This is a genomic window from Aquimarina penaris (assembly GCF_040786285.1).
GTDB lineage: Bacteria > Bacteroidota > Bacteroidia > Flavobacteriales > Flavobacteriaceae > Aquimarina.
On sequence record NZ_JBFMKQ010000005.1, the window covers coordinates 142,455 to 166,804 of the forward strand.

The following is a 24,350-nucleotide window of genomic DNA, read 5'->3' on the forward strand; positions in this document are numbered from 1 at the left end:
TTTATGTTTTAGATTAGAACAAATCAGAAATTTCCTCTTTAATAAAAGCTAATGCAACATCGCTAGGAGCGCCTTTTTCTATAATTTCGGTAAGAATTACTTCTCTCATTTTATCCGCAGAATCTACCTCTTCTTTTAGGGCTACTTGTCTAATTAAACCTTTGGTTGCATTTTTTGCAGCAATAACCGTGTTCCAACATTCATCAGATACATAAATTTGTTGTGTAAGATTATGTTCAAATTCCTGGTCTATCGTATGCGTCAAGAGTGATTCATAACTTTTAGCCTCTTCTGCAATAGGAGCCACTCTGGTTAATAATTTTCCTGGCGAGATACGTTCTAAAAAAAGAGCAATACGCTCATAAGCCTGAAGTCGTAACGGGAACGATTGTTTTTGATTTTCTCGATGTAAAAGAAATCGACGACGTTGCTCTTCGTTGGTAGTATGGAGCTTAAAAAAATAAAAAGCAAGTACTGTTATTAATGTTGCAGGGATGAGAGATATGACTAAAGGAATAATTTCGAAATCCATTGGTTACTATATTGTGTTTTATGAGTGTTCTATTTCAGTTTCTTTTTTGTAATTACCGCCAAGGTACGTACAATCTTTTAAATCTTGAGCACAGGTATACTCAACTGGTGTTTTGGTGTATTTAAAAGATTCTTCTAAGGTTTTGGTCAATTCTCCATCATCTACATTAAGATCAACATCTTGCATGGTAAATTGACAGGGATGCTCATATCCTGCGGCATGCGTTATTTCTATAAATTCTTTTCTGAATGTTTTAAAGTATTGTGCCAGGCGATCCGATTTTAGCGGAATATTAATACCTTTTTGTAACCATTTACTTTGTGTAGCCACACCACTAGGACATCTATTGGTATGACATATCTGTGCCTGGATGCAACCAATACTCATCATTGCCTCACGTGCGACATTAATGCAATCTACACCCATGGCAAAAGCCATTGCAGCCTTGGCAGGAAACCCAAGCTTACCACTACCAATAAAAACAACGCGTTCGGTGAGCTTATGTTTTTGAAAAATTTTATAAATAGCAGTAAAACCATATACCCATGGTAAGGATACATGATCTGCAAAACTAGGTGGAGCTGCACCTGTACCTCCTTCACCACCATCGATGGTAATAAAATCGGGGCCACGATTAGTCTTAGCCATAAGTTCGGCAAGAAGCTCCCATTGCTCTGTTTTACCAATTGCAGCTTTAATTCCTACAGGTAGTCCTGTTTCTTCGGCGATATCTTCTATGAATTGTAATAGTTCAGGAACACTTGTAAAAGCAGTGTGTGCGGATGGCGATAATACATCTTTACCTACCTCGACACCTCTAATTTTAGCAATTTCTTGAGTAATCTTAGCTCCTGGAAGAACGCCTCCTTTTCCTGGTTTTGCACCTTGCGAAAGTTTAATTTCTATGGCCTTAATGAACGGATTTTCAGCTACTAATTCCTTCATTTTTTGCATCGAAAACCCACCATTTTCGTCGCGAACACCAAAGTAGCCCGTTCCAAAATGAAATATTACATCTCCTCCGTTACTATGATAAGGGGAGAGGCCACCTTCTCCTGTATTGTGGTATGCATTAGACTTTTCTATTCCAATGTTTAAAGATGCTACGGCTCTCGAAGAAAGGGAACCAAAACTCATGGCGGAAACGTTAACAATAGAACCTGGTCGATAGGGCTTTTTGCGCTGGTTATACTGTCCCATTATTTTTGCACAAGGAAGAAATGTTTTATCCTCTTTATTGGGGTGATTTTTATCCATTTTAAATGGAATCATACAATTTTTTACAAAAATGTGCTGATGCAGATAGATATCTCGATCTGTACCAAAGCCTTCATAATTATTTTCATTTTTAGAGGATGCATATACCCAACCTCTTTCTATTCTGTTAAATGGAAGCTCTTCTCGATTGTTTGCTACAAAATATTGCCTCATCTCGGGACCAATACTCTCTAGTATATAGCGAAGATGACCAATAATCGGAAAGTTATGTTTTATAGTATGCTTTTTATTAAAAAAGATATCTCTGATAGCGACTAATACCAGTGCTATAATACCCCAAACCCACCATGATATTGAACTCAAAAAATCAAGTGTACTTTCCATTGTTAAAGCAATCTATTTATTGTGCGTTTAAATAATCAATAGTTAATTGCGACATCACTTTTACACCCAATAGCAATCCGCTTTCATCGATATAAAAGTCTGGTGTATGATGAGCGGCTGCTTTTTCCGTTCCTGGGGATTTTCCGCCTAAAAAGAAATAAAACCCAGGGACAACCTCTTGAAAATATGAAAAATCTTCACCACCCGTAGTCGCCTTTGCCAAAATTACATTCTCTTTGCCGGCAATACCTTGAATCGTTGGTAACATCTTTTTTACCAAATCCGGATCATTGTAAGTTATAGATGTATTATTTTGAAACTCTATTGTGGCGTCTCCTCCATAAGCTTTAGCAATAGAAGGAACCATTTCATTCATTCTTCTAATAATAAGTTCTCTCATTTTTGGATCTAATGTTCTTACCGTTCCGATCAGTTCGGCACTTTCTGGTATGATATTAAAACGCACTCCACTTGTTATTTTACCTACTGTGATTACAGCGGCTTCATTGACTAGGGGAGATTCTCTACTAATAATAGTCTGCAAACCATCAATTATTTTTGCCGAAATTAAGATGGGATCAACACCTGTCCATGGAGCAGAGCCATGAGTTTGCTTTCCTTTTACGTTGATAACAAATCGCTCTACAGCGGCCATAGTTCCTCCCGGTTTGTAACGAATTTTTCCAACCTCCGTGCCTGAATTAATGTGTAAGCCAAAAATAGCATCTACATCCGGGTTTTTTAAAACCCCTTCTTTAATCATTAATTTTGCTCCTCCTTCTTCTCCTGGTGGCGGACCTTCTTCTGCTGGTTGAAAAATAAACTTTACGGTACCGTTTATCTTGTCTTTATGTTTAGAAAGAACCTCTGCAGCTCCCATTAATATAGCTATATGGGTATCATGACCACAGGCATGGCTTACACCAACTTCGGTATTAAGAAACGTGGTTTTTACTTTGGATTTAAAGGGAACATCTGCTCTTTCTGTAACGGGTAGTGCATCAATATCAGCTCTTAGGGCTACCGTTTTTCCTTTACCACTCCCTTTTAGAAGGGCTACGACTCCTGTTTTGGCAACATTTTCTGTTACTTCGAGTCCTAAATCCTTAAGGTGTTTTGCAATTTTCTTAGCAGTTTCGAATTCATGATTAGAGAGTTCAGGGTTTTGATGAAAATCCCTTCTCCATTCGATAACTTTTGGTTCTAATTCTTTAGACATTTTATCGATATCAGGATCGATTTGTTGCGCTTGCATAGTGCTAAAAGCAGCTAAAATGACGAGTAAAAGTGTTTGTGTGTACGTATTCATTTGTTTAAAAATTGATAAGTCTGTAGTTTTCGTTTTGTAATTGCACTAATGCCGTCATAGCAGATAGAGCAAATTTTATTTCTGGCAGTACGTCTTCTTTTGTTATCTTTCGATATGCTGCAGTTTGACCGCATAAAATAATTTGTACCCCTTTTTCTGATAGCGCAGCAATAAGCTTGGTATTTGGATTGATAATACCATATTTTGCTTTATACTTTGCATCATTCAAAATATCGTAAGATGCGCCACCATGAAGTACCATAGCCACTTTAAGCTTTTCAACAGAAACTCCTGCCTTTTCATGCATGTTAAGAAACCTGGCTGCGGTGTTTATAAGTGGATTTACTTTTGAGCTATCTGCAAAAGTTCTTCCGATATCAAACACAACTTTTAGATCGTGTTTTGTATCGGTTTTATACTCTGGATTGACTACTTTATATGTTTTACCATAACCTGAGATTACTTTTCCTTCTTCTTGAGAGAAAATTAGAAAGGGCAGTACCAATATGATATAAGTAGCTAGTTTGTTTTTCAAGGGTTATATTTTGGTTTCTAAAGATATTCAAAAATCTATTAAAGGAAAGTTAAAATACTATTTAGATTTTTTGCATTAAAAAAGCATATCACTTTTTCTTAATGATATGCTTTCTTTTAATATTTATGTATGATTTACTGTTTTACAAACTTCCCAACAGCTTTATTATTGATAAGAAGAATGTATAATCCATTAGATAACTCAGATAGATCTAATTGAGAGGTTGGGGTTGATTTTAATAATATCTGACCTTGAATATTTACAATTCTCACATCATAATCATCTACCGTAAAACCTTCTATGTTTAGAAGATCATCACCCTTAATTGGGTTAGGGTAATAGGTATAGTTTCTATTATTTGTGATTGAATTTAAAATAGATTCATCAACAGCAAATTTTTCTGAAATAGTGTTACATCCCGAATCATTAGACACTTCTATTTGATATTCTCCTCGTTGTAATGGTACATACGTTGATTCATTTGCATTTTCTATAGGCTCATTATTATAATACCATTGATATGCTGAAAATTCTGCGATAATGCCTAAACTCTGATTTTGATTGATCATCACAACAGGCATTTCTGGGTATTCTGAAACAATGGCATTTATTTCTGTTCTGGCTCCTGTGGTACAATCTCCTAGTACTCCTTCTACATAATAGGTTTGAGAAGAAGTTAAGGCAGGGGTTTCATAGGTGTTACCAGATGCAATGATCGTACCTCGGGTTGGGGCATCATACCAATTGTAATCACTATTTCCTGAAACAGTAATCGTTACCGATTCTCCACTGCAAATATTTTGATCAGAAGCAGTAGGTAGTTGTAAACTTTCGGCTACGGTAACTCTTACTTCGGTTCTTGTTGGCGTAATACAATCACCAAGTATCCCTTCTACATAATATGTTTGAGATGAAGTTAGGGCAGAGGCCTCGTATGTACTCCCTGAAGCTATACTTGTGCCTCCGGTGGGAGTTTCATACCACATGTACTCACTATTTCCGGATACAGACAAAGTAACCGATTCTCCACTACAAATTCTTTGGTCTGAAGCTGTAGGTTGGTTCGGACTAGCAGATACATTTACATTTACCTGAGTTCTTGTAGCGGTAGTACATCCACCAATTGTTCCTTCTATATAATAGGTTTGATTTGAAGTAAGTTCTGGAGTTGTATATGTTGCTCCTGATGCTATACTACTACCACCTGTTGAAGTGCTATACCAATTGAAATCACTATTACCCGATACCGATAATGTAATTGCCTCTCCACTACAAATGGTTTGATCAGAGATAACAGGTTGGCTTGGAGTATCAATAGTTATAAAATTTGGCTTTTCTTTTACATTGCTTCCAGAATCATTAGTCGTTGTTAAGGTTACGGTATAGTCTCCTTCTGTGGCGTAAGTATGATTAGGGTTTTCTTGTGTAGAGGTTTGACCGTCTCCAAAATTCCATAGATACGAATTTATTCTATTTGTAGAAGTACTTCTAAATGCAATTTCTAAACAATTTTGTGAGGCTTCAAACTCTGATAAAGGAGGATTATTATCATCTCCCGGAATGTAACTTCCTGATATAGTGTAATTACCTAATGATGAAAAATCAGAATACCCATTATTTACAGTTCCTTCGCCAACACCATCAATTTCTATAAAATAGATACCTTCGGTAAGGTTTTCTGATATGGCAGCAGACAGTCCATCTGGATCAGAAATAGCTACTTCCTGACCTAATTCATTCAAAATTCTGGCCTGTATATTTAAATTAGGATAATCGGGGTCTGGTTCAAAAGAAAAAGACACGGGTCCTGTTTCTATAGCAAAAGTAAAAACATCTTTATCGTCTCGGGTACTTATTAATCCAAAGTTTTGATCAGAACTAACATTACCTGCCGGGCTTACCAGGATTGAGGTAGCGGCATTAATATCATTACCGTGATCATCGGTCTGAAATCCTACACCATTTCTACTATTGGCAATCATCGCAACATCATCTTGTGTTGGGTTGGATGCTCCATCATATTCTCCGGCACTCCAGTGACCGATAGGTTTGCTGGCACTCCATCCCATGATTGGGCTCCATTGACCGTGTCCATTATAATAGGTGGTGGCACCTTTTCCGTGATGTCTTAGTCCTAGTGTATGTCCTACTTCGTGTGACCCTGTTTCTCCAGCTGCTCTTGTCGATAAATTATATACCCAACAAGGGTTGTTATTATTGGCCGAAAAAGAATTTACGTATGCTACACCACCAGATGTAGGTGCTGCGTCTTTTGTTGGAGTAAAAATACACATCATTCTACGGTTTCTGGGAGCAGCATCAAAAAGATCTCTACGCGTGGTTACATTAAGATTAAACGGGCGGAAATCTTCGGCCATAATTTTCCAAATTTCAATAATTTTTGCATCCGTAAAATTGGGTGATATTGCATTAATTGTGGCACCAGATAGCCAACTCGTATTAGAAACTACCTCTCCATCAAAATCAAGATAAATGATACCAGTAGCACCGGGTAAACTTTCTAATTGAAGCGAAGTTTTGAGCGACGCGCTTTTTTGATGTACTTCTTTTTCTTCCTCTTCGGGAGTCACTTTTTCATAATCTACACAAAGAATCGAATTAATATCGGTTTGTTTAAGGTATACTTTTCCGTCAGTTTCAGAGTATAACGAATATGCTTTTTTGCTTTTGGGTTGGACTATAGTACCTTCTAATTTACCATTGATTTCATAAAAAGAGAATGTAGATGCTATTTCATTATTTACATATCCAATTAAGGTAAGGCCTTCACCAGTTTCTTCTTTAGTATTAAGAGTAAGTGTTAGCGACTGATCATTATCGATTTTTATTGATGTTGGCTTAGATTTTTTTACACTAATTAAGTTACTAATAAAGCTTTGTTGGTTATTCGATATCAAATGTGGTGTGCCTGTTTGTGCAATAGATTTTTGTGCAGTGATTAGAACAACCATTAGAAGAATGTACTTCAATAATTTCTTTTTCATTTTTTTAGGTTAATTAGTTTTGGGATGTTGATTGTTGTTAATTTTTTTGGAGGTATACAACGCGTTGGTTTTGATTAAAATAAATTCATTTTCGTATCGTATAAAAGTATGTAACGAACAAATACGAGACATCTTATCTTAAACAATATAAAAAATGTAGTAAAGACGTATTTTATATATAAAATACGCCTTCTACCAAAAAATAAGAGCTTTAGATTAAAAAACTCTGAATTATTGTATAACTCTTTGTGGGTACTTAAAAATTTAGGCAATACTGATGATTCTTTCTAGAGGGATAATGGTAGATTGCTTTAGTATAACCTCTTTATCAGTTATACCCCATATTGTAGTTTCTACTTTTTTAATACCTTGATCATCGACAAAAATGATTCTTACTTTTTGATGTTCTAAATTTCCTAGAGAAAGTGCTCTCTGCAATTCTAAAAACCGATCAATCTGATCTTTTCTTTTATCAAGAACATCTTTTTTGGGGAATTTTAATAATTTAATTTGTTCCTTTTCAATCATTTGCACATTCATGTTTGGGGCCATAGTGTTAAATTGAGTTTGCTTTTTTAAATCGTATAAAAAAGGGGGTTAGTATTAAATTTTCCTCAATATAAGACATTTAAACTTAAAATATAGCTTTTTGTCTATAAAATTTACAAAAATAATATTTAATGAAGGAAAAAACTTACTTTTTAAAAAATACTAAAACGTGTTATTCAGAGTTTTTCTTTTCTTAAAAAGGCTATGTTTATCCACCCAGTACCTGGTACGATTGACTTCTTTAGATCAAATGTTTTTCGGGTATAATATATAACGAATTGAGTATAGCCTCACATTATCAATATGATTTTAGGTACTCGATTTGTGAACAAAAGTTATTGACTACGATTTGTTTACAAAAAGGGAAGTTTATGGTTTTAAAACCGTCTTTCTTTCCTTAAATTTCACTTTTTTAAAAATTGTTACGTTGGAAGAATATTTAGCAGAGTTAAATGATGCGCAACGAGCGCCTGTTCTACAAAAGGATGGGCCTATGATCGTAATTGCTGGTGCTGGGTCTGGCAAAACCCGAGTGCTTACTTATCGTATTGCCTATTTAATGCATCAAGGAGTGGATGCTTTTAACATACTATCCTTAACATTTACAAATAAGGCAGCTCGTGAGATGAAAAAACGTATTGCTAGTATTGTTGGGCCAAGTGAAGCGAAGAACCTATGGATGGGTACATTTCACTCTATTTTTGCCAAGATACTTAGATTTGAAGCTGATAAATTAGGATATCCTTCAAATTTTACAATTTATGACACCCAAGATTCTCAACGATTGATAGCTTCAATTATAAAAGAAATGGGGCTCGATAAAGATATCTATAAATATAAGCAAGTATATTCTAGAATTTCGTCATACAAGAATAGTCTAATTACTGTAAAGGCATATTTTCAAAACTCAGAACTTACCGAAGCTGATGCCATGGCTAAGCGACCAAGAATGGGTGAGATCTATCAAAATTATGTAGAGCGTTGTTTTAAAGCAGGTGCTATGGATTTTGATGACTTACTTTTAAAAACCAATGAGTTACTTAATCGTTTTCCAGAAGTTTTAGCAAAATACCAGAATCGATTTCGATATATATTAGTTGATGAGTATCAAGATACTAATCATTCGCAATACCTTATCGTACGCGCTTTGTCTGATAAGTTTCAGAATATTTGTGTGGTAGGGGATGATGCACAAAGTATTTACGCTTTCCGCGGAGCGAATATTAATAACATTCTAAATTTTCAGCGAGATTATGATAATGTTCAGCAATATAGGCTTGAGCAAAATTATAGGTCCACAAAGAATATTGTAGAAGCGGCAAACTCAATTATTGATAAAAATAAAACCAAACTGGATAAGGTGGTTTGGACAGCTAATGATCCCGGACCAAAAATTTTAGTAAATAGATTGTTAACCGATGGAGATGAAGGGCGGTATGTGGCCAGTTCTATTTTCGAAAATCAAATGCAACACCATTTACCTAACGGTGATTTTGCTGTGTTATATAGAACCAACGCTCAATCTAGAGCCATAGAAGATGCACTGCGTAAAAGAGATATAAAGTATCGAATTTATGGAGGTTTGTCATTCTATCAACGCAAAGAGATCAAGGATGTATTGGCATACTTACGCTTAGTTATCAATCCAAAAGATGAAGAAGCTCTAAAGAGAGTTATAAATTATCCGGCACGAGGTATTGGAGCCACTACGGTTGATAAATTAGTTGTTGCTGCAAATCATTATGATCGATCTATTTTTGAGGTGATTGAAAACTTGGAGCGAATCAACCTTAAAATTAATAGTGGCACCAAAACACGATTGGAAAACTTTATGATGATGATCAAAAGTTTTCAGGTAGCAAATCAGACTTCAGATGCATTCGTACTGGCAGAAATGGTGGCTAAAAAAACGGGATTATTACAAGAATTAAAGAAGGACGGTACACCAGAAGGGATTGCTCGTATCGAAAATATTGAAGAGTTGCTTAATGGTATTCGTGATTTTGTTGAAGGGCAAAAAGAGTTGGCAGATGAAACGGGTTCATTGGCAGAGTTTTTGGAAGATGTAGCATTGGCTACAGATTTAGATCAGGATACTGGAGATGACGATAGAGTGGCATTAATGACGATACATCTTGCCAAGGGATTAGAATTTCCGCATGTATATATCGTTGGGATGGAAGAAGATCTATTTCCATCAGGAATGAGTATGAATACCAGAAGTGAGCTAGAAGAAGAACGACGTTTATTTTATGTAGCATTAACAAGAGCAGAAAAACAAGCCTATCTTACCTATACGCAATCTCGTTATCGATGGGGGAAACTGGTAGATGCAGAACCAAGTCGATTTATTGAAGAAATCGATGATCAATACCTTGAATATTTGACTCCAATAGAGAGTTATCGATATAAGCCTCTAATTGATTCAGATATTTTCGGAGAAGTAGATAAGAGTAAGCTAAGACTAAAGAAACCGGTTTCGGGCTCACCTCCTTTGGCTCATAAACCAAATGAAGAACAGCTTCAGAAATTGAGAAAACTAAGACCAGTATCTAATGGAGCAGCAAGTGAATCTAATACCAATCTATTTGATGGAAATCTAATACCAGGAACGGCAGTAGAACATATGAGGTTTGGTCGAGGGAAAATTATCAAAATAGAAGGAGTAGGGCAGGATAAAAAGGCCGAAATTCATTTCGAAAAAGGGGGAATTAAAAAATTATTGCTTCGTTTTGCAAAATTGAAGGTTCTATAAATGATTGTACTCTAAAAAATATAGGTAATGAAGCTATCGGTTAGAGAAATGAAAAAGAATGACATTGAATTAATGGTTGATTATTTTATCAATGCTGATTCAGAATTCCTTACATCGATGGGTGCAGATAAAAATAAACTACCAAGTAAAGTTGAGTGGATTAAAAAACTTAATCAAGAATTCGAAAAACCATATGCGGATAAAGAGTTTTACTATATCATATGGTTACTAGACGATAAACCTGTAGGGCATTCTAATATTAATAAAATTGAGTTTGGATGCACAGCAACAATGCATTTACATCTTTGGAACAATACGAAAAGAAAGAAAGGGTTAGGAGTAGAGTTTCTGAAGAAAACAATTCCATTCTATTTTAAGAATTTTAAATTAGAGGAATTAATCTGTGAGCCTTATGCTCAAAACATAGCGCCCAATAAAACCCTGGTAAAGATCGGATTTGAATTTATCAAGAAATATGAAACCATACCTGGACAGATTAATTTTTTACAATTTGTGAATCGCTATAAATTAACCAAAGAACAATTAGGTATAGATTAAAGAGCATTACTAAAGATAAAGGCGTATAGCATATAGATATAAACAAGACACCTATGTTTTATTGTAATTTGCATTACCTTTATCATAATAATTGTATATGGCAGAGTTTATAAAAATATATGAAGAGAATCCCAATCCTCGCGAAATTCAAAAGGTAGTAAAATGCTTGAGAGACGGGGGGTTAGTGATTTACCCTACTGATACCGTTTATGGATTAGGTTGTGATATTACTAACACCAGAGCTTTAGAGCGGATAGCTCATATTAAAGGCGTAAAACTGGCAAAGGCTAATTTTTCTTTTATCTGCAAGGACTTAAGCAATCTCTCTGATTATGTGAAACAAATAGATAATAGTACGTTTAAATTATTAAAAAGATCATTACCGGGTCCTTATACTTTTATTTTACCAGGAAATAATAATTTACCTACGGTATTTAAGAAAAAGAAAACTGTAGGGATTCGTGTGCCAGATAATACCATTTGTACTGCAATAGTCGAAGAGTTGGGTAATCCTATTGTGTCAACTTCTATCTATGACGAGGATGAAGTAATAGAATATACTACAGATCCAGAATTAATTTTAGAAAAATGGGATAACTTGGTAGATATGGTTATTGATGGAGGATATGGAGATAATATACCCTCTACAATAATTGATTTAACAGGTGCTGAGCCCGTTTTACTTAGAGAGGGTAAAGGGAGTACAGATATTATTTAAGAATAGACCGCATGTGGGGTTTATGGAATATATAAATTTTATGATACCGTATATGTTAACTCATTTCTATATTCACTAGGAGTTCTTCCTATAAACTTTTTAAATAATTTATTGAAATGAGAAAAGTTGCTAAAACCACTTTCGTAACAAATATCGGTTATACTTATTTGTTTTTCGTGTAATAATTTGGAAGCATGTACTAAACGATATTCATTTACGAATTGAATAAAGGTTTTGCCAGTAATTTTTTTGAAATATCTACAAAAACCAGGGATGCTCATACTTACTTTATCTGCGATTTCTTCTAAAGGGATCGGTCTTGTAAATTCTTCCTGTACAAAATTGAAAATTAAATTGATTCTATTGTTGTCCTGAATTTCGGTTTCTATAATAAATCCTTCAGCGTTGAGTATTGTATAATCATTAGTCTTTTCCATTTCTTTAATTACTTCAAGGATTCCGATAAGTTTTTCGAATGGTTCTAAGTTCTTTAAGGCTTCGATCTGGGCTCCAATTCTTCTTTTAGTATCCCCATGAAAAACAATACCTTTTTTGGCTTGTACTAATAATTTTCCAAGGGCATTCATTTCGGGGATTTCAAAAAAAGATGTTCCCAAAAAATCTGGTAACATCTGGATAATGGTTTCGCTGCTATTCCCAGTAAAGCTATCGGTAAACCCACAATGAGGGAGGTTAGCACCTATCAACATCAAAGCACCATTACGATAGTATGACATATGACTACCAATTTGCCTTTTTCCGGTGCCGCCATTAACATATACTATTTCAATTTCGGGATGATAATGCCAGATAGGGTCTTTATTAATTTTTTCTTTTGAAAACGTTTCGTAGTAAAAGGAACTTCCGAATTCGGGAGCAATTTTTTCTAAAGAAGGTTTAATATTATGAAGTTTATTCATCACTAATTAATTACATAATTATAACTACTGAAAATATTAAAAGGTGCACTTCTGTGAGTGCAATTCTTTTGTAAATATTGTGTTTTATCTGTTAAAAAAATACATGAATATTCTTAATAATGTGTTAAATTAACCCAGGTAGGGTTTTAACGTAGTTTTATAGGTTAAAATAGAACATATTTATGCAAATATAATTGTATTTCATAAAATATTCCCATAGTAGATTTGTGCTATAAAACCTTAACAACTAAAACTAAAAAGTTATGAAAAGAGTAATTAACCTAAGCCTACTTATCTGTGCTATATTATTTAGTACCATTGTGAATGCTTCAGATGTTTTATCTGTAAAAATTGAGAACTCTTCTACAATTAATGTTTCATTGTCTAATACAAGTCAAGGGCAGAAATTGTATCTAAAAGATTATTCAGGAGCTGTATTATTTAATATTACGTTAGACGCCGTATCTTCTTATAGAAAGTATTTTAATCTAAGTACTGTAGAGGATGGGATCTATTTTGTAGAAACAGAAACAGAATTTGATATAAAAGTAACACCGGTATTAAAAAACCCAAAAGGAATTGCATTAATTAATAATTCGGCGATAACCGTATTTAAACCAAAAGTTGATGTAGAGAATACGATAGTCAAAGTAATGTTAAACAGAGTAGAAAAATCACCATTAAGTATCTCAATATATGATAGAGAAGGTGTTATGCTATTTAGCGAAAAAGCTAAAGATGACGAATTAATTTTTCAAAGAACCTATAGTTTTTCTGATGTACCCTCTGGGAAGTATATTATATATTTCTCTCTGAAGGATAGAAAATTTATAAAAGAAGTTAGTATTTGATTGTTTTATTAACTCAACCACTATGCAAAAGGCAATACAGATGTATTGCCTTTTGTTTTTAAAAATAAATCGCCACGAATATCAAGTATTCGTGGCGATTATAGTACTGTGTAGTATTAAGAGATTATTTACTCTTTTACAAGATTTATCTCTACACGTCTGTTTTGTGCTCTTCCTGCTCTGGTTTTGTTCGTTGCAATTGGTCTATCTTCACCGTATCCGATAGCAGACAACCTAAATTGATCAATTCCATTTTCAGATAAGTAATTCTTTACGGCATTAGCTCTCGAGTCTGATAGCCTTTGATTGAGTTTTGCACTACCCGCACTATCCGTATGACCTTCTACAGTAAACTTGGCGGTTGGGTACTCATTAAGAATGCCAACGATATCTTTAAGAACCTGATTTGATTCTGCTTTTATCGAGGATTTCCCTGAATCGAATAAAATTGTCTTTGCATATTCATTCAAGGTTTTTTGCACTTCTTCGGTTACTTCGGGACAACCATTGTTAGCAACTGTTCCTGCAACATCTGGGCAATTGTCATCTTTATCTAAAACATCATCACCATCGGTATCAGGCCATGGACAACCTTGATTTCCTGAAGGACCTGCAACATCTGGACAATTATCATCTTTATCAAGTAATCCATCACCATCTGTATCTGGCCATGGACACCCGTTATTATCCACTTCTCCTGCTTCTTCAGGGCATTTGTCGTCTTTATCAAGTACAGTATCACCATCTGTATCTGGCCATGGGCAACCATAATTTTCTTCTGGTCCAGCTTTTTCAGGGCATTCGTCTACTTTGTCTAATACACCATCACCGTCTTTATCTTTAGGACGAGATTGATATACTGGTACCTTAAGTCCTACGTATACATCAGCAGCCTTAGATTCATCACTAATTAGTAATGATACTATCGATCCCGAACCTACATAAAGAGGTCCTGCTCTAAGTCCTGCACCCCATTGAAAACCGCTATGCTGAACAAGGCTAAGAGGAGAATAAAAACTAAACCATTTGCTTTCGAACCTTGGAGTCAAGGATACAACATTTGCAATTCTACTTCTATTTGCTTTCTTTTTTGAGGTAAGTGAAAAATCGGTATTCAAGTTTACATAAAACTTCTGATTAATATTCCAATCTACATTGGCATGCAATGCTGTTGGTAATACAGCTTTTTCAGCTTCAACAAGAATTGGAGTGCCGTAAAATCTTTCTAATTCATCAATATCAATATCTTCAAAATCATCCTGCGTAAGTGTATTATTAAAATTATATCTTTCTTCTGTTCCATCATCGTAGGAGATAGAACCCAGATCGGTTAATGACAATCCAAATTTTAGTTTATACTTATTGATGTCTTTTGGTGTAAATGGGTTTCCTTTACTATCTGTAGACGTATATTCTTTATAATCTCGTCTCCATTCGTATACAAAACCAAGATCAACACCAATACCAGAAGACCCACTCACAATTTCTACATCCTCTAAGTCTTCTTCGAGGTTTTCACTATATCCGTAGGCTGCTTCTCCCAGGGTGGTTACACTACCATTTCCTGCGGCAATTGCGTTTGCATCAAATGTAACTGCTAAACCGGTACCTCTGGCATAAGCAGTTCCTAGTCCTTGTAAATATTTTAGAGTTATACCTCCTTTTAAGAAATGCTCTTCTTTACTCATTAAAACTCTTGCATAAGAAACACCAACTTCTGCCCAAGCATTTGCACTACCATATAAATCGCCCTGATTTACAGCAAAGCTTATATCATCATCCAGGTCATCTATTAAGCTTTCTAAAGTTTCTCCATTTACTCCATTAACATTGTAGAAGGCCCTTGCTCTTGTATATACGGCAATTGAATTCTTTTCGTTAATATTAAACATAAATGCGGGTCCTAACACATCTACATTTCCAATTAAATTATTTTGATCTTTTGGAAATCTTTTAGCCTCGTCTTCAAACTCAAAATCGTCATCAAGAAGGTCGCTAACGCTAACTCCAAAGTAATCGTTTCCTGCAAAAGCACTAACACCCACCAGATTGATATCTGTCTTGAATCGTGAATCTACAATATTAGCTGGATTACTAAGTACACCATGCACACCACTATAGTTATCGGTGAGAAAGCCCATATAGGATTGAGCTTTAACAGAAACCATACTCATAAGTAGTATTCCTGAGAGGATAAGTTTTTTCATTTTTTTAAATTTAGATTTGGTTTTAAGCGAGCAAATATATCTTAAATTTTTAACATTTATGCATGTTTGTCACGCTGATAGGGGATTTACAGTGTTTTATGTGGTATATACATAAACAAAAAAAGGGTTGCCCATAAGGCAACCCTTTTGTATTATTTTAACGGAGTTTAGTTTCCTCCCTGAGAAGCTTTTTTCATACCGTCTTCAATCATATTGTAAAACTGGTCAAGTTTTGGCAATACTACAATTCTTGTACGTCTGTTCTTTGCTTTATTTGCAGAAGAAGTGTTATCAGCAACAGGTACATAGTGACTTCTACCAGCAGCAGTCATACGTTTTGGATCTACTTTAAAATCATTTTGTAATACTCTCACTACAGAAGTAGCACGTTTTACACTTAGATCCCAGTTGTCTAGTAATACTTTGTTCTTGATGGGTACATTATCTGTATGGCCCTCTACCAAAAATTCGATGTCTGGCTTATCATTAACTACTTTTGCAACTTTACCTAACACCTCACGTGCTCTGGCAGATACATTATAACTTCCACTTTTGAAAAGAAGTTTATCTGAAATCGATACATAAACTACACCTTTTTCTACATTAATCTCGATATCCTCATCAGCAAGATTTCCTAAAGCTCCTTTTAAGCTGGTTACAAGTGCTAAGGTTACAGAATCCTTTTTGGTAAGAGCATCACGCATTGTTTTTATCTGCATGTCTTTTTCCTTGATGCTTTCTAGAGATTTTTCAAGGTTTTCTGCCTCTTTGGTAGAAAGAGTAGCTAAATTACCTACATTATTTAATAATGCAGAATTTTGATTTTTAAGGTTCGATACTTGATCTTGAAGAACTTTTAGTTGCGATGTCGAACTCGCTTTTTCTTCTAAACAACTATTTAATTTTACAGATGCCGTATTGAGTAGGTCTTCAGTTTCTTTGTGTTTGGCTTCTAGTTCGGAAAACTTCTTTTGCGAAACACAAGAAGATAATAATACCGCCATAGAGGCTCCAATAATCATTACTTTTTTCATCAGGAAATTTGTTTTAAGTCTTATTCTGGTTATATAACTCAAAATTATCAAAAATGTGATGTAATACTAACCCATTAACAATAATTTAATTTATACGCCCTTTTAATTTGTTGAAATGTTTACGTTTTAAAATAAAATACTGCCATACAACGGAAAAAAACGAATAATATTTCCCCGTCTTTGAAAGTTTTTTACGTTTTTTTAAAAAAACATTCAAATTGCGATAGAAGCTAAGGTGAGCTTTGATAATGGATAGGAAATGAGAAAATCTTCCTTCCAGCAAAAACTTTAGACCAGCTAACCCGTCTAGGATCATTCTTATCAATAGTACAAGCCATACATTGCGCCCCGGAACATTTTTTATTAAAAGATAGAGGTTGTTCCTAAAATTGAGATACGTTTTTTTAGGATTCATGGTGTCTAAGGTTGCCCCTCCTAAATGATATACTGTAGATGATCCATTATACATTATGATATATCCATGATCTTGAAGACGCCAGCAAAGATCAATTTCTTCCTGATGAGCGAAAAAATCTTCATCTAGTTTTCCAACTTCTTCGAAAACAGATTTTCTTATGAATAAACAAGCTCCGCTTGCCCAAAATATTGCAGTTGTATCATCATACTGACCATGGTCTTGTTCTATGGTGTCAAAAATTCTACCTCTACAGTAGGGGTATCCTAATTGATCAATATAACCACCTGCAGCTCCTGCATATTCAAAATGGGATTTCTTTTTATAATCTAAAATTTTAGGCTGGATTGCAGCTATAGTATCAGACGATTCAAAGGTCTTTAGAATTGGAGTTAGCCAATTTTTGGTCACCTCTATATCACTATTAAGTAAACAATATATATCGGCTTCAATCTTGGCTAAAGCATCATTATACCCCTTTGCATAGCCTCCATTAACTGTATTTTGAATAATCTTTATTTCAGGAAAAGCTGCTTTTACATAGGGTACAGAATCATCGGTAGACGCATTATCTGCAATATAAATAGTGGCTTCCTTAGAGTGTTTTACAACCGATGGTAAAAATTGCTCTAACAACGACCTACCGTTCCAATTTAATATGACTACTGCGATATTCACAGGTACAAATAAAGAGATTAATAAGAAGCAAAACAATATAAGTTATAAAAGTGTATCGTTTTGGATCCATAATTTATCAACTATCAACTATAGACCATTGACTATTGACTATCGACTATCGACTATCGACTATCGACTATCGACTATCGACTATCGACTATCGACTATCGACCATAGACTGAATACTATGTATACTTGGGAATATCTTTTAGAAAAGTGTATTCTTTTTGGGTATAGTTCATCTGGCAATAGTAATGCTCTATACCATTGGTGATCATTAAGTATTCTGCATCTAAAGCAAGATTATACCTGGCAATTTGATCAAAAACATCTTGTGTGACCTTTACTGTATTAGATTTGCACTCTACGATAAGAAAAATACTACCATCGGGATTAAATATGATGATGTCATAACGTTTGTTTAGATCGTTAAGTTTTATAAGCTTTTCAACATTAATAAGGCTTTCTGGATATTTTTTTTCTTCAATGAGATAGTGTACCGTATGTTGACGAACCCATTCTTCTGGGGTGAGAATGATAAATTTTTTGCGGATTCGGTCAAAAATAGAAACTTTATTTTCGCTACTTTTGAACCTGAATTGATATGCCGGAAAGTTTAACTTTTTCATTTGCATAGCACAAATTTGATGATTTTTTTCTGAATGGATGAAGTAAAACAAATTGTAACCGATATAAAGAGTGGAAATATAAAGCCAATTTATTTCTTGATGGGTGAAGAACCCTATTATATTGATAGGATTTCTGAATTTATTGATAAAAATATTCTTGCCGAAGAGGAGAAGGGATTTAATCAAATGGTATTGTACGGAAGAGATGTAGCAATAGACGATATCGTAGCTAATGCAAAACGTTTTCCTATGATGGCCGAGCGACAAGTTGTTATAGTTAAAGAGGCACAAGATTTATCAAGGACTATAGAAAAACTAGCTGATTATGCCGAAAACCCACAACCATCTACGGTATTGGTAATGTGCTATAAGTATAAAAAAATAGATAAGCGAAAAAAACTCTACAAGACTGTAGCCAAGAATGGGGTTATTTTTGAAAGTAAAAAATTATATGAAAACCAGGTTGCCGATTGGATAAGAAGAGTTTTAACCGGAGCTAAATATGGTATAGAACCCAAAGCCGCGCAAATGTTGGTCGAGTTTTTAGGTACAGATCTTAGTAAAATCAATAATGAGTTAGAAAAATTAAAATTAATCATACCTTCTGGATCGCAAATCACAGCAGATCAAATTGAAGAAAACATAGGAATTAGTAAAGAGTTTAATAATTTCGAACTTCGTAAAGCTATTGGTTCTAGAGATGTAATTAAAGCACATAGAATCATTAATTATTTTGCACAAAACCCTAAAGATAACCCCCTGGTGGTTACCATTTCTTTATTATATAGTTTTTTCTCTCAGGTTATGCAATACCATGGCTTGTCTGATAAATCGCAGCGTAATGTTGCCGGGGCTTTAAAAATTAACCCATACTTTGTAAAAGATTATACCGAAGCTGCGCATAACTATCCCATGAAAAAAGTAAGTCAGGTTATTGCATTGCTTAGGGATGCAGATGTAAAAAGTAAAGGAGTGGGAGCAGCAAATCTTCCGCAAGGAGATATTCTTAAAGAACTTTTAGTAAAAATTATGGGATGATGTAGTTGCATTTTATTAGCAATTGTTTAACAAGCTTTTAGAATGAACAATCTTATTTTAGAGCATGCAAATTTTTACTTTTTTTACTAAAAAGATCTTTCCCATTTTATTAGTGAATTTTATCGGTATACTAGGGTATAGTATTGTTATCCCTATTCTTATTTTTATTGTAATCGATTTAGGCGGAAATGGATTTATTTATGGGATATTAGGGGCCATGTATCCTTTCTTTCAATTAATAGGGGCGCCAATTCTGGGTAAATTATCTGATAAAATTGGAAGGAAAAAAGTACTTATTGTTAGTCAGGCCGGTACATTTATCGCCTGGGTGTTGTTTTTATTGGCTTTTATACTTCCTAAAACCGGATTGTGGTCATCAGATTCAGAATTTACTGGTAGTTATATAATGACGTTGCCATTACTATTACTTTTTGTAGCACGAATTTTTGATGGATTTACTGGGGGGAATGTTTCGGTAGCCAATGCTTATTTGTCAGATGTATCGACAGATGATGACCGAGATAAGAATTTCGGAATGATGGGGGCATCTACCAGCCTTGGATTTGTTCTGGGTCCTGCAGTTGCAGGAATCCTAGCGTCTACTTTCTTAGGAGAAGCATTGCCCATCATATTGGCCGCCATGATATCTTTGATTGCTATTTTCGTGATTACTTTAAAGCTACCAGAAAGTAACCCTTGCGTTGTAGATACTGGTAACCTTGGATTTAAATCTTTTAGAAGATTTTTTCAGGTAGAGCATAAAGAATGTTATACAGATGATAGTATCGATAGTAATGAAGCTAATTCTTTCTGGAAAATCTTGAAACTAGATAATATCCCGTTACTTTATGCCGTGTATTTTCTTACATTTTTGGCATTTAGTCTTTTTTATGCAGGCCTACCTATTTATGCTTCTACAATTTTAGAATGGTCTGCCACTGAGCTGGGTGTGTTTTTAGCGTATTCTAGTGTTATTATGATCTTAGTGCAAGGACCATTGTTATCTTACCTCTCAGGAAAGGTATCCAATATATTTTGCATAGCATTGGGTTCTGCATTATTGGCGCTAAGCTTTTATTTTCTGTCTATCTCAGATTTGTTTATTCTTTATTTTGCTAATACACTGTTATCATTAGGTAATGGTTTAATGTGGCCTAGTTTTTTATCACTATTATCCAGAACAGGAAACCCCCAAATGCAAGGTGCTATCCAGGGATATGGCAATAGTATGGGTAGTTTTGCCAGTATTTTTGGATTAATTTTAGGAGGTATTCTTTTCGAAAGCATACAAATGACCATTTTTACGATAGGGTCAGGAATATTTCTTCTTATTTTCTTTCTAGTAATTATAAATCACTTCAAAACTAAGAAAGCAACTTTGCAACAAGAGCCTACAATTAAAACCGTATAATTATACCTTAGGGTTTGTTGCAAAAACAGTAGCTTCTGTTATAAAACCTCGATCATCCATTTCTAAAAGACTACTTATTGTGTGCGCAATTTCTTCACCTCTAAGCTTGGTTTGTTGCTCTGCTTGTGTATAGTGCTTCTCATTAAAATTACTATCCACACGATTATCAGAGAAGTTGGTCATCACCTCGCTGGGGTTAACTTGCATTACTCGTATATTATGCGGACGCAATTCATTTCTCCAACTTTCTGTCATTCCACGAAGTGCAAATTTTGTGGCTACATAGGGCGAAGCTGTAGGAGAGCCTTTTAACGAAGATGTAGAGCCAATATTAATAATGTTTCCGTATTCTTGAGCAATAAAATGTTTTGCAGATTCTTTTGCGCACAACGTTGCTCCTAAAATGTTCGTTTTAAACTGATCAGTGAATTTATCGGCTTCAATATCAATAAGTTTTGAAATATATCCATAACCAGCATTATTGACCAATACGTTAAGGCCATTCATTTTATCTTTAGCTACTTGTACCATATCTGTAACTTGGTTTTCTTCGGTTACATCTGCTTTAACGTAATCAACCCCCAACTCATTGGCAGTAGCTTTAAGGGTGGTTTCATTTCTCCCAGAGATCATTACTTGCGCCCCTTTTTCTTTTAAAAGTTTTGCTGTCGCTTTTCCGATTCCAGAATTACCACCAGTAATTAGCACTTTTGCATCTTTAATATCCATAATTGTGTGTAATTTTTTAAGCTGAATATCAAAAGTACTATTTGAATTCTAAATCTTTTGTTAAGCTGAACTATTATTCTAAGGGATGGGTAAATAGGAAAAGTCTTTCACCTCTGTCATCACAAAAGAACTCTGTACCTTAGAAATATTTTCTAGTGAAGCTAGTTTGTTTGAAAGAAAATCCTGATAACGTTCCATATCTTCAGCATATATCTTAATTAAGTAATCGAACATTCCGGCTACATGATAACATTCTACCACTTCTGGAAATTGCTGAATGTCTTTTTCGAATTTCTTTAAATAATCTGTTTGATGAAGATTCAAAGTAACATTGCAAAACACAACTAATTGCAATCCCACTTTTTTGCGATCAAGAATTGCTTTGTATGATTTTATATATCCTTCACGCTCTAGTTTTTTGACACGTTCAAAAATAGGAGTCGTAGTCAGGTTCAATCGTTCTGCAATTTCTTTAATGGTGATTTTACCATCTTTTTGTAACAAAAGAAGTATTGATCGATCTATTTTGTCCATATTTTTTTTCTTTTTATTAACTGATTACAGACCAAATATAGAATAAAATTCTTTTAATTGTGTATTTACAAATTTATATTCTTAAATTATTGTAATTCATAGTTTTTAATTCTTTTGGTTGTAATTTTATGAAATGAAAAATCACGACTTTAACCCAGAAAGCTTAATGATGACTTATGGTTATAAACCTGAGTTGTCTGAAGGAGCAATAAAATGCCCTATATTTCAAACATCAACTTTTGTGTTTAAAACTGCCGAAGAAGGAAAAGCTTTTTTTGAGCTGGCCTATGGTTTACGAGAAAAATCACCAAAAGAAGAACTAGGGCTTATCTATAGTAGAATAAACAATCCTAATTTAGAGATTTTAGAAAATCGTCTTTGTCTTTGGGATAAAGCAGATGATTGTGCTGTATTCGAAAGTGGGATGTCTGCTATTAGTACTGTATTGTTAGAGTTTTTGAAGCCAGGAGATCTTTTAGTATATAGTAACCCTGTGTATGGTGGTACAGATCATTTTATTCATCATTTTTTAGATAAAATAGGAGTTCATACCATAGGAGTGATGCCAGATCAAAACCTGGATGAAGTAATCCAAATGATTGAAGATTCTGGTAAAGCAGATCAATTAGCAATGATCTATCTTGAAACTCCTGCTAATCCAACTAATGATATTGTTGATATTGAGAAATTTAGTCAGATCGCTGCTAGATACAGTACTGAAGAAAGAAAAACGTTGGTAGCAGTAGATAATACCTATATGGGGCCACTATGGCAGCATCCTTTGCAATGTGGTGCCGATTTAGTATTGTATTCGGCAACAAAATATATAGGAGGACATAGTGATTTGATTGCAGGAGCAGTTTTAGGGAATGCAGAATTAATGTTAAGAGTAAAAACACTTCGTACCTTTTTGGGTAATATGGTAAGTCCACATACTGCTTGGTTACTACTTAGAAGTTTAGAAACCTTAAAAATACGTATGGACCAGCAAACACAAAATGCACAGATTGTTGCAGATTTTCTTGTTAATCATCCTAAGATTAAAAACGTATATTATTTAGGATTATTAAATGAAGGAACTAAAGCATTTGCAACCTATAAAAAACAGTGTTCTGCCCCGGGTGCTATGGTTTCTTTTGATATCATAGGAGGTGAAAAGGAAGCATTTATGTTTTTGAATAATCTAAAACTAATGAAGCTCGCGGTAAGTTTGGGAGGAACAGAAAGTTTGGCCGAACACCCAAAAACAATGACTCACGCAGGAGTTGATCCAGAGCAAAGCAAACGAATGAATATAACCGATCAATTAATAAGGTTATCAATAGGGGTAGAGAGTGCCAAAGATTTAGTTTGGGATTTAGAGCAAGCTCTAGAAAAAGTAGAAATTCAAAACGAACTTGAAGTAGAAAAAGTATAGTCTTTCTTTATACTCATAAATTGAAGAAGCACAGTTTATAACTGTGCTTTTTTTGGCTTATTTAATTAAAAAATCACCCAAATTTACCGTGATTTAAAGGCGTAGGGGGGATCAACTGTAAAGAATGGGGCTTTTTCCCCATTGCGCGGTATGGGTTATCAAAGTATCTTTACACCAGCTTATTAAAACAATTTATTGAATCATTTTTACACCCAGAAAACATGAATTTATTAAGAATTAACTTCAATTTTATTTTAGAATTTATAAAAGAACTTCCAATGGCTAGTAGCCACGCTATTCATAGATAGTTAAAGTTTAGCCGTTGGTATAGAGGTAGTGTTGATTATTGGAAAACAAATAGTAAAGGAAACAAAAAACCCGCATTTTCAAAGAAATGCGGGTTTTTAGTGTTTTATTGGGTTACTTTTAAAGACTTAATCAAGGTTACCAGCCATTTCTTCTGGTTTGATTCGTTTTGCTATAAATGTTTTGAATAAGAAACTTTTATAGGCTCTGATATAACAAATATTAGTATCATCATCATCGATCCACACTTTTACAGTATAGCTTTTTCCACTATCGGCATTGTATATTGTACCTCCAGATAAGACACCATCCTTATAACTTAGTTCATTCAAGATATTCATCCCTAGTAAGGAACGATTTTGAAGTTCTTTTACGGGATTTTTATTATCTAATCCATTAAAGTTCGATAATGGGTTTTTTGCTCGTTTATGAATTTTCCCGAAAAAAACATCACCATCTCTGTATATTTCGATAATTGATCCTCCGGTAATTTCCCATTTTCCGATATAGGAATCAGAGGTAATATTAGAAGATGTACATAGAAAAGCTATTAGAGTAAGTAGGGCGAATTTCATTAACATAAATTTATCAATTATATTAAAATATTGTGAAATAAGC

The 24,350-nt window shown here is 34.4% G+C and carries 21 protein-coding genes; 7 read left to right on the forward strand and 14 right to left on the reverse strand.

Annotation, left to right across the window (positions count from 1 at the left end):
- Positions 1-13: 13 nt before the first annotated feature.
- The 6 genes from ABW637_RS20285 to ABW637_RS20310 all read right to left on the reverse strand — a co-directional run bounded on the left by ABW637_RS20285 (position 14) and on the right by ABW637_RS20310 (position 7,535).
- Positions 14-532, reverse strand: a complete 519-nt coding sequence (locus ABW637_RS20285) for a DUF7935 family protein (protein ID WP_367586556.1) — start codon at positions 530-532, stop codon at positions 14-16.
- A gap of 18 nt (positions 533-550) precedes the next feature.
- On the reverse strand, positions 551-2,134 hold the full coding sequence (locus tag ABW637_RS20290; RefSeq protein WP_367586557.1) for an FMN-binding glutamate synthase family protein: 1,584 nt from the start codon (positions 2,132-2,134) through the stop codon (positions 551-553).
- Positions 2,135-2,150: 16 nt separating this feature from the next.
- Positions 2,151-3,389 (reverse strand): amidohydrolase, encoded by a 1,239-nt coding sequence (locus ABW637_RS20295; RefSeq protein ID WP_367586712.1) that lies wholly within the window; start codon positions 3,387-3,389, stop codon positions 2,151-2,153.
- Between the two features lie 58 nt (positions 3,390-3,447).
- Positions 3,448-3,978, reverse strand: a complete 531-nt coding sequence (locus tag ABW637_RS20300; RefSeq protein WP_367586558.1) for a DsrE family protein — start codon at positions 3,976-3,978, stop codon at positions 3,448-3,450.
- A 134-nt stretch (positions 3,979-4,112) separates the two neighbouring features.
- Complete coding sequence (locus tag ABW637_RS20305) at positions 4,113-6,983, reverse strand: Ig-like domain-containing protein (protein WP_367586559.1); 2,871 nt, start codon at positions 6,981-6,983, stop codon at positions 4,113-4,115.
- A gap of 264 nt (positions 6,984-7,247) precedes the next feature.
- A complete protein-coding gene (locus ABW637_RS20310; RefSeq protein ID WP_367586560.1) occupies positions 7,248-7,535 on the reverse strand; it encodes a hypothetical protein in 288 nt (95 codons plus the stop codon).
- A 424-nt stretch (positions 7,536-7,959) separates the two neighbouring features.
- Here ABW637_RS20310 and ABW637_RS20315 point away from each other — a divergent pair, with 424 nt between their 5' ends.
- The 3 genes from ABW637_RS20315 (at position 7,960) to ABW637_RS20325 (ending at position 11,563) form a co-directional block, all read left to right on the forward strand.
- Positions 7,960-10,287, forward strand: a complete 2,328-nt coding sequence (locus ABW637_RS20315) for an ATP-dependent helicase (protein WP_367586561.1) — start codon at positions 7,960-7,962, stop codon at positions 10,285-10,287.
- Positions 10,288-10,314: 27 nt separating this feature from the next.
- The gene (locus ABW637_RS20320) at positions 10,315-10,845 is read left to right on the forward strand and encodes a GNAT family N-acetyltransferase (protein WP_367586562.1); all 531 of its coding nucleotides are present in this window, start codon (positions 10,315-10,317) and stop codon (positions 10,843-10,845) included.
- A gap of 97 nt (positions 10,846-10,942) precedes the next feature.
- Positions 10,943-11,563: an L-threonylcarbamoyladenylate synthase gene (locus ABW637_RS20325; RefSeq protein WP_367586563.1), complete on the forward strand. Its 621-nt coding sequence runs from the start codon at positions 10,943-10,945 to the stop codon at positions 11,561-11,563.
- 38 nt (positions 11,564-11,601) lie between these two features.
- On the opposite strand, the gene ABW637_RS20330 is transcribed toward ABW637_RS20325, so the two are convergent.
- Entirely contained in the window at positions 11,602-12,483 is an 882-nt protein-coding gene (locus tag ABW637_RS20330; RefSeq protein WP_367586564.1) for an AraC family transcriptional regulator, read from the reverse strand.
- A 263-nt stretch (positions 12,484-12,746) separates the two neighbouring features.
- Here ABW637_RS20330 and ABW637_RS20335 point away from each other — a divergent pair, with 263 nt between their 5' ends.
- The gene (locus tag ABW637_RS20335; protein ID WP_367586565.1) at positions 12,747-13,334 is read left to right on the forward strand and encodes a PPC domain-containing protein; all 588 of its coding nucleotides are present in this window, start codon (positions 12,747-12,749) and stop codon (positions 13,332-13,334) included.
- Positions 13,335-13,462: 128 nt separating this feature from the next.
- Here the strand turns inward: ABW637_RS20335 and ABW637_RS20340 are convergent, their stop codons facing one another.
- The 4 genes from ABW637_RS20340 to ABW637_RS20355 form a co-directional block, all read right to left on the reverse strand.
- Entirely contained in the window at positions 13,463-15,541 is a 2,079-nt protein-coding gene (locus ABW637_RS20340; RefSeq protein WP_367586566.1) for a DUF5723 family protein, read from the reverse strand.
- Positions 15,542-15,708: 167 nt separating this feature from the next.
- Positions 15,709-16,575, reverse strand: a complete 867-nt coding sequence (locus tag ABW637_RS20345; protein ID WP_367586567.1) for an OmpA/MotB family protein — start codon at positions 16,573-16,575, stop codon at positions 15,709-15,711.
- Positions 16,576-16,660: 85 nt separating this feature from the next.
- Positions 16,661-17,668, reverse strand: a complete 1,008-nt coding sequence (locus ABW637_RS20350; protein ID WP_367586568.1) for a glycosyltransferase family 2 protein — start codon at positions 17,666-17,668, stop codon at positions 16,661-16,663.
- A 185-nt stretch (positions 17,669-17,853) separates the two neighbouring features.
- Positions 17,854-18,297 carry a type I restriction enzyme HsdR N-terminal domain-containing protein gene (locus tag ABW637_RS20355; protein ID WP_367586569.1) on the reverse strand — a complete coding sequence of 148 codons (444 nt, stop codon included), beginning with the start codon at positions 18,295-18,297 and terminating at the stop codon, positions 17,854-17,856.
- A gap of 33 nt (positions 18,298-18,330) precedes the next feature.
- Between ABW637_RS20355 and holA the strand changes: the two genes are divergently transcribed.
- Entirely contained in the window at positions 18,331-19,335 is a 1,005-nt protein-coding gene (gene holA, locus ABW637_RS20360) for a DNA polymerase III subunit delta (protein ID WP_367586570.1), read from the forward strand.
- 64 nt (positions 19,336-19,399) lie between these two features.
- Entirely contained in the window at positions 19,400-20,746 is a 1,347-nt protein-coding gene (locus ABW637_RS20365; RefSeq protein ID WP_367586571.1) for an MFS transporter, read from the forward strand.
- Here the strand turns inward: ABW637_RS20365 and ABW637_RS20370 are convergent, their stop codons facing one another.
- Together ABW637_RS20370 and ABW637_RS20375 are read right to left on the reverse strand one after the other, a co-directional pair.
- Entirely contained in the window at positions 20,747-21,475 is a 729-nt protein-coding gene (locus ABW637_RS20370; protein WP_367586572.1) for an SDR family oxidoreductase, read from the reverse strand.
- A gap of 78 nt (positions 21,476-21,553) precedes the next feature.
- Entirely contained in the window at positions 21,554-22,009 is a 456-nt protein-coding gene (locus ABW637_RS20375) for an Lrp/AsnC family transcriptional regulator (RefSeq protein ID WP_367586573.1), read from the reverse strand.
- Between the two features lie 133 nt (positions 22,010-22,142).
- Between ABW637_RS20375 and ABW637_RS20380 the strand changes: the two genes are divergently transcribed.
- Complete coding sequence (locus tag ABW637_RS20380; RefSeq protein WP_367586574.1) at positions 22,143-23,426, forward strand: cystathionine gamma-synthase family protein; 1,284 nt, start codon at positions 22,143-22,145, stop codon at positions 23,424-23,426.
- A gap of 434 nt (positions 23,427-23,860) precedes the next feature.
- Here the strand turns inward: ABW637_RS20380 and ABW637_RS20385 are convergent, their stop codons facing one another.
- The gene (locus ABW637_RS20385) at positions 23,861-24,307 is read right to left on the reverse strand and encodes a DUF2147 domain-containing protein (protein ID WP_367586575.1); all 447 of its coding nucleotides are present in this window, start codon (positions 24,305-24,307) and stop codon (positions 23,861-23,863) included.
- Between the last annotated feature and the right edge of the window lie 43 nt (positions 24,308-24,350).

Bases quoted from the DNA above. Each gene is read 5' to 3' on its own strand.
- ABW637_RS20285 (WP_367586556.1), bottom strand. From the start codon at position 532: ATGGATTTCGAAATTATTCCTTTAGTCATATCTCTCATCCCTGCAACA.
- ABW637_RS20290 (WP_367586557.1), bottom strand. From the start codon at position 2,134: ATGGAAAGTACACTTGATTTTTTGAGTTCAATATCATGGTGGGTTTGG.
- ABW637_RS20295 (WP_367586712.1), bottom strand. From the start codon at position 3,389: ATGCAAGCGCAACAAATCGATCCTGATATCGATAAAATGTCTAAAGAA.
- ABW637_RS20305 (WP_367586559.1), bottom strand. From the start codon at position 6,983: ATGAAAAAGAAATTATTGAAGTACATTCTTCTAATGGTTGTTCTAATC.
- ABW637_RS20310 (WP_367586560.1), bottom strand. From the start codon at position 7,535: ATGGCCCCAAACATGAATGTGCAAATGATTGAAAAGGAACAAATTAAA.
- ABW637_RS20320 (WP_367586562.1), top strand. From the start codon at position 10,315: ATGAAGCTATCGGTTAGAGAAATGAAAAAGAATGACATTGAATTAATG.
- ABW637_RS20325 (WP_367586563.1), top strand. From the start codon at position 10,943: ATGGCAGAGTTTATAAAAATATATGAAGAGAATCCCAATCCTCGCGAA.
- ABW637_RS20330 (WP_367586564.1), bottom strand. From the start codon at position 12,483: ATGAATAAACTTCATAATATTAAACCTTCTTTAGAAAAAATTGCTCCC.
- ABW637_RS20335 (WP_367586565.1), top strand. From the start codon at position 12,747: ATGAAAAGAGTAATTAACCTAAGCCTACTTATCTGTGCTATATTATTT.
- ABW637_RS20340 (WP_367586566.1), bottom strand. From the start codon at position 15,541: ATGAAAAAACTTATCCTCTCAGGAATACTACTTATGAGTATGGTTTCT.
- ABW637_RS20345 (WP_367586567.1), bottom strand. From the start codon at position 16,575: ATGAAAAAAGTAATGATTATTGGAGCCTCTATGGCGGTATTATTATCT.
- ABW637_RS20355 (WP_367586569.1), bottom strand. From the start codon at position 18,297: ATGAAAAAGTTAAACTTTCCGGCATATCAATTCAGGTTCAAAAGTAGC.
- holA (WP_367586570.1), top strand. From the start codon at position 18,331: ATGGATGAAGTAAAACAAATTGTAACCGATATAAAGAGTGGAAATATA.
- ABW637_RS20365 (WP_367586571.1), top strand. From the start codon at position 19,400: ATGCAAATTTTTACTTTTTTTACTAAAAAGATCTTTCCCATTTTATTA.
- ABW637_RS20370 (WP_367586572.1), bottom strand. From the start codon at position 21,475: ATGGATATTAAAGATGCAAAAGTGCTAATTACTGGTGGTAATTCTGGA.
- ABW637_RS20375 (WP_367586573.1), bottom strand. From the start codon at position 22,009: ATGGACAAAATAGATCGATCAATACTTCTTTTGTTACAAAAAGATGGT.
- ABW637_RS20380 (WP_367586574.1), top strand. From the start codon at position 22,143: ATGAAAAATCACGACTTTAACCCAGAAAGCTTAATGATGACTTATGGT.
- ABW637_RS20385 (WP_367586575.1), bottom strand. From the start codon at position 24,307: ATGAAATTCGCCCTACTTACTCTAATAGCTTTTCTATGTACATCTTCT.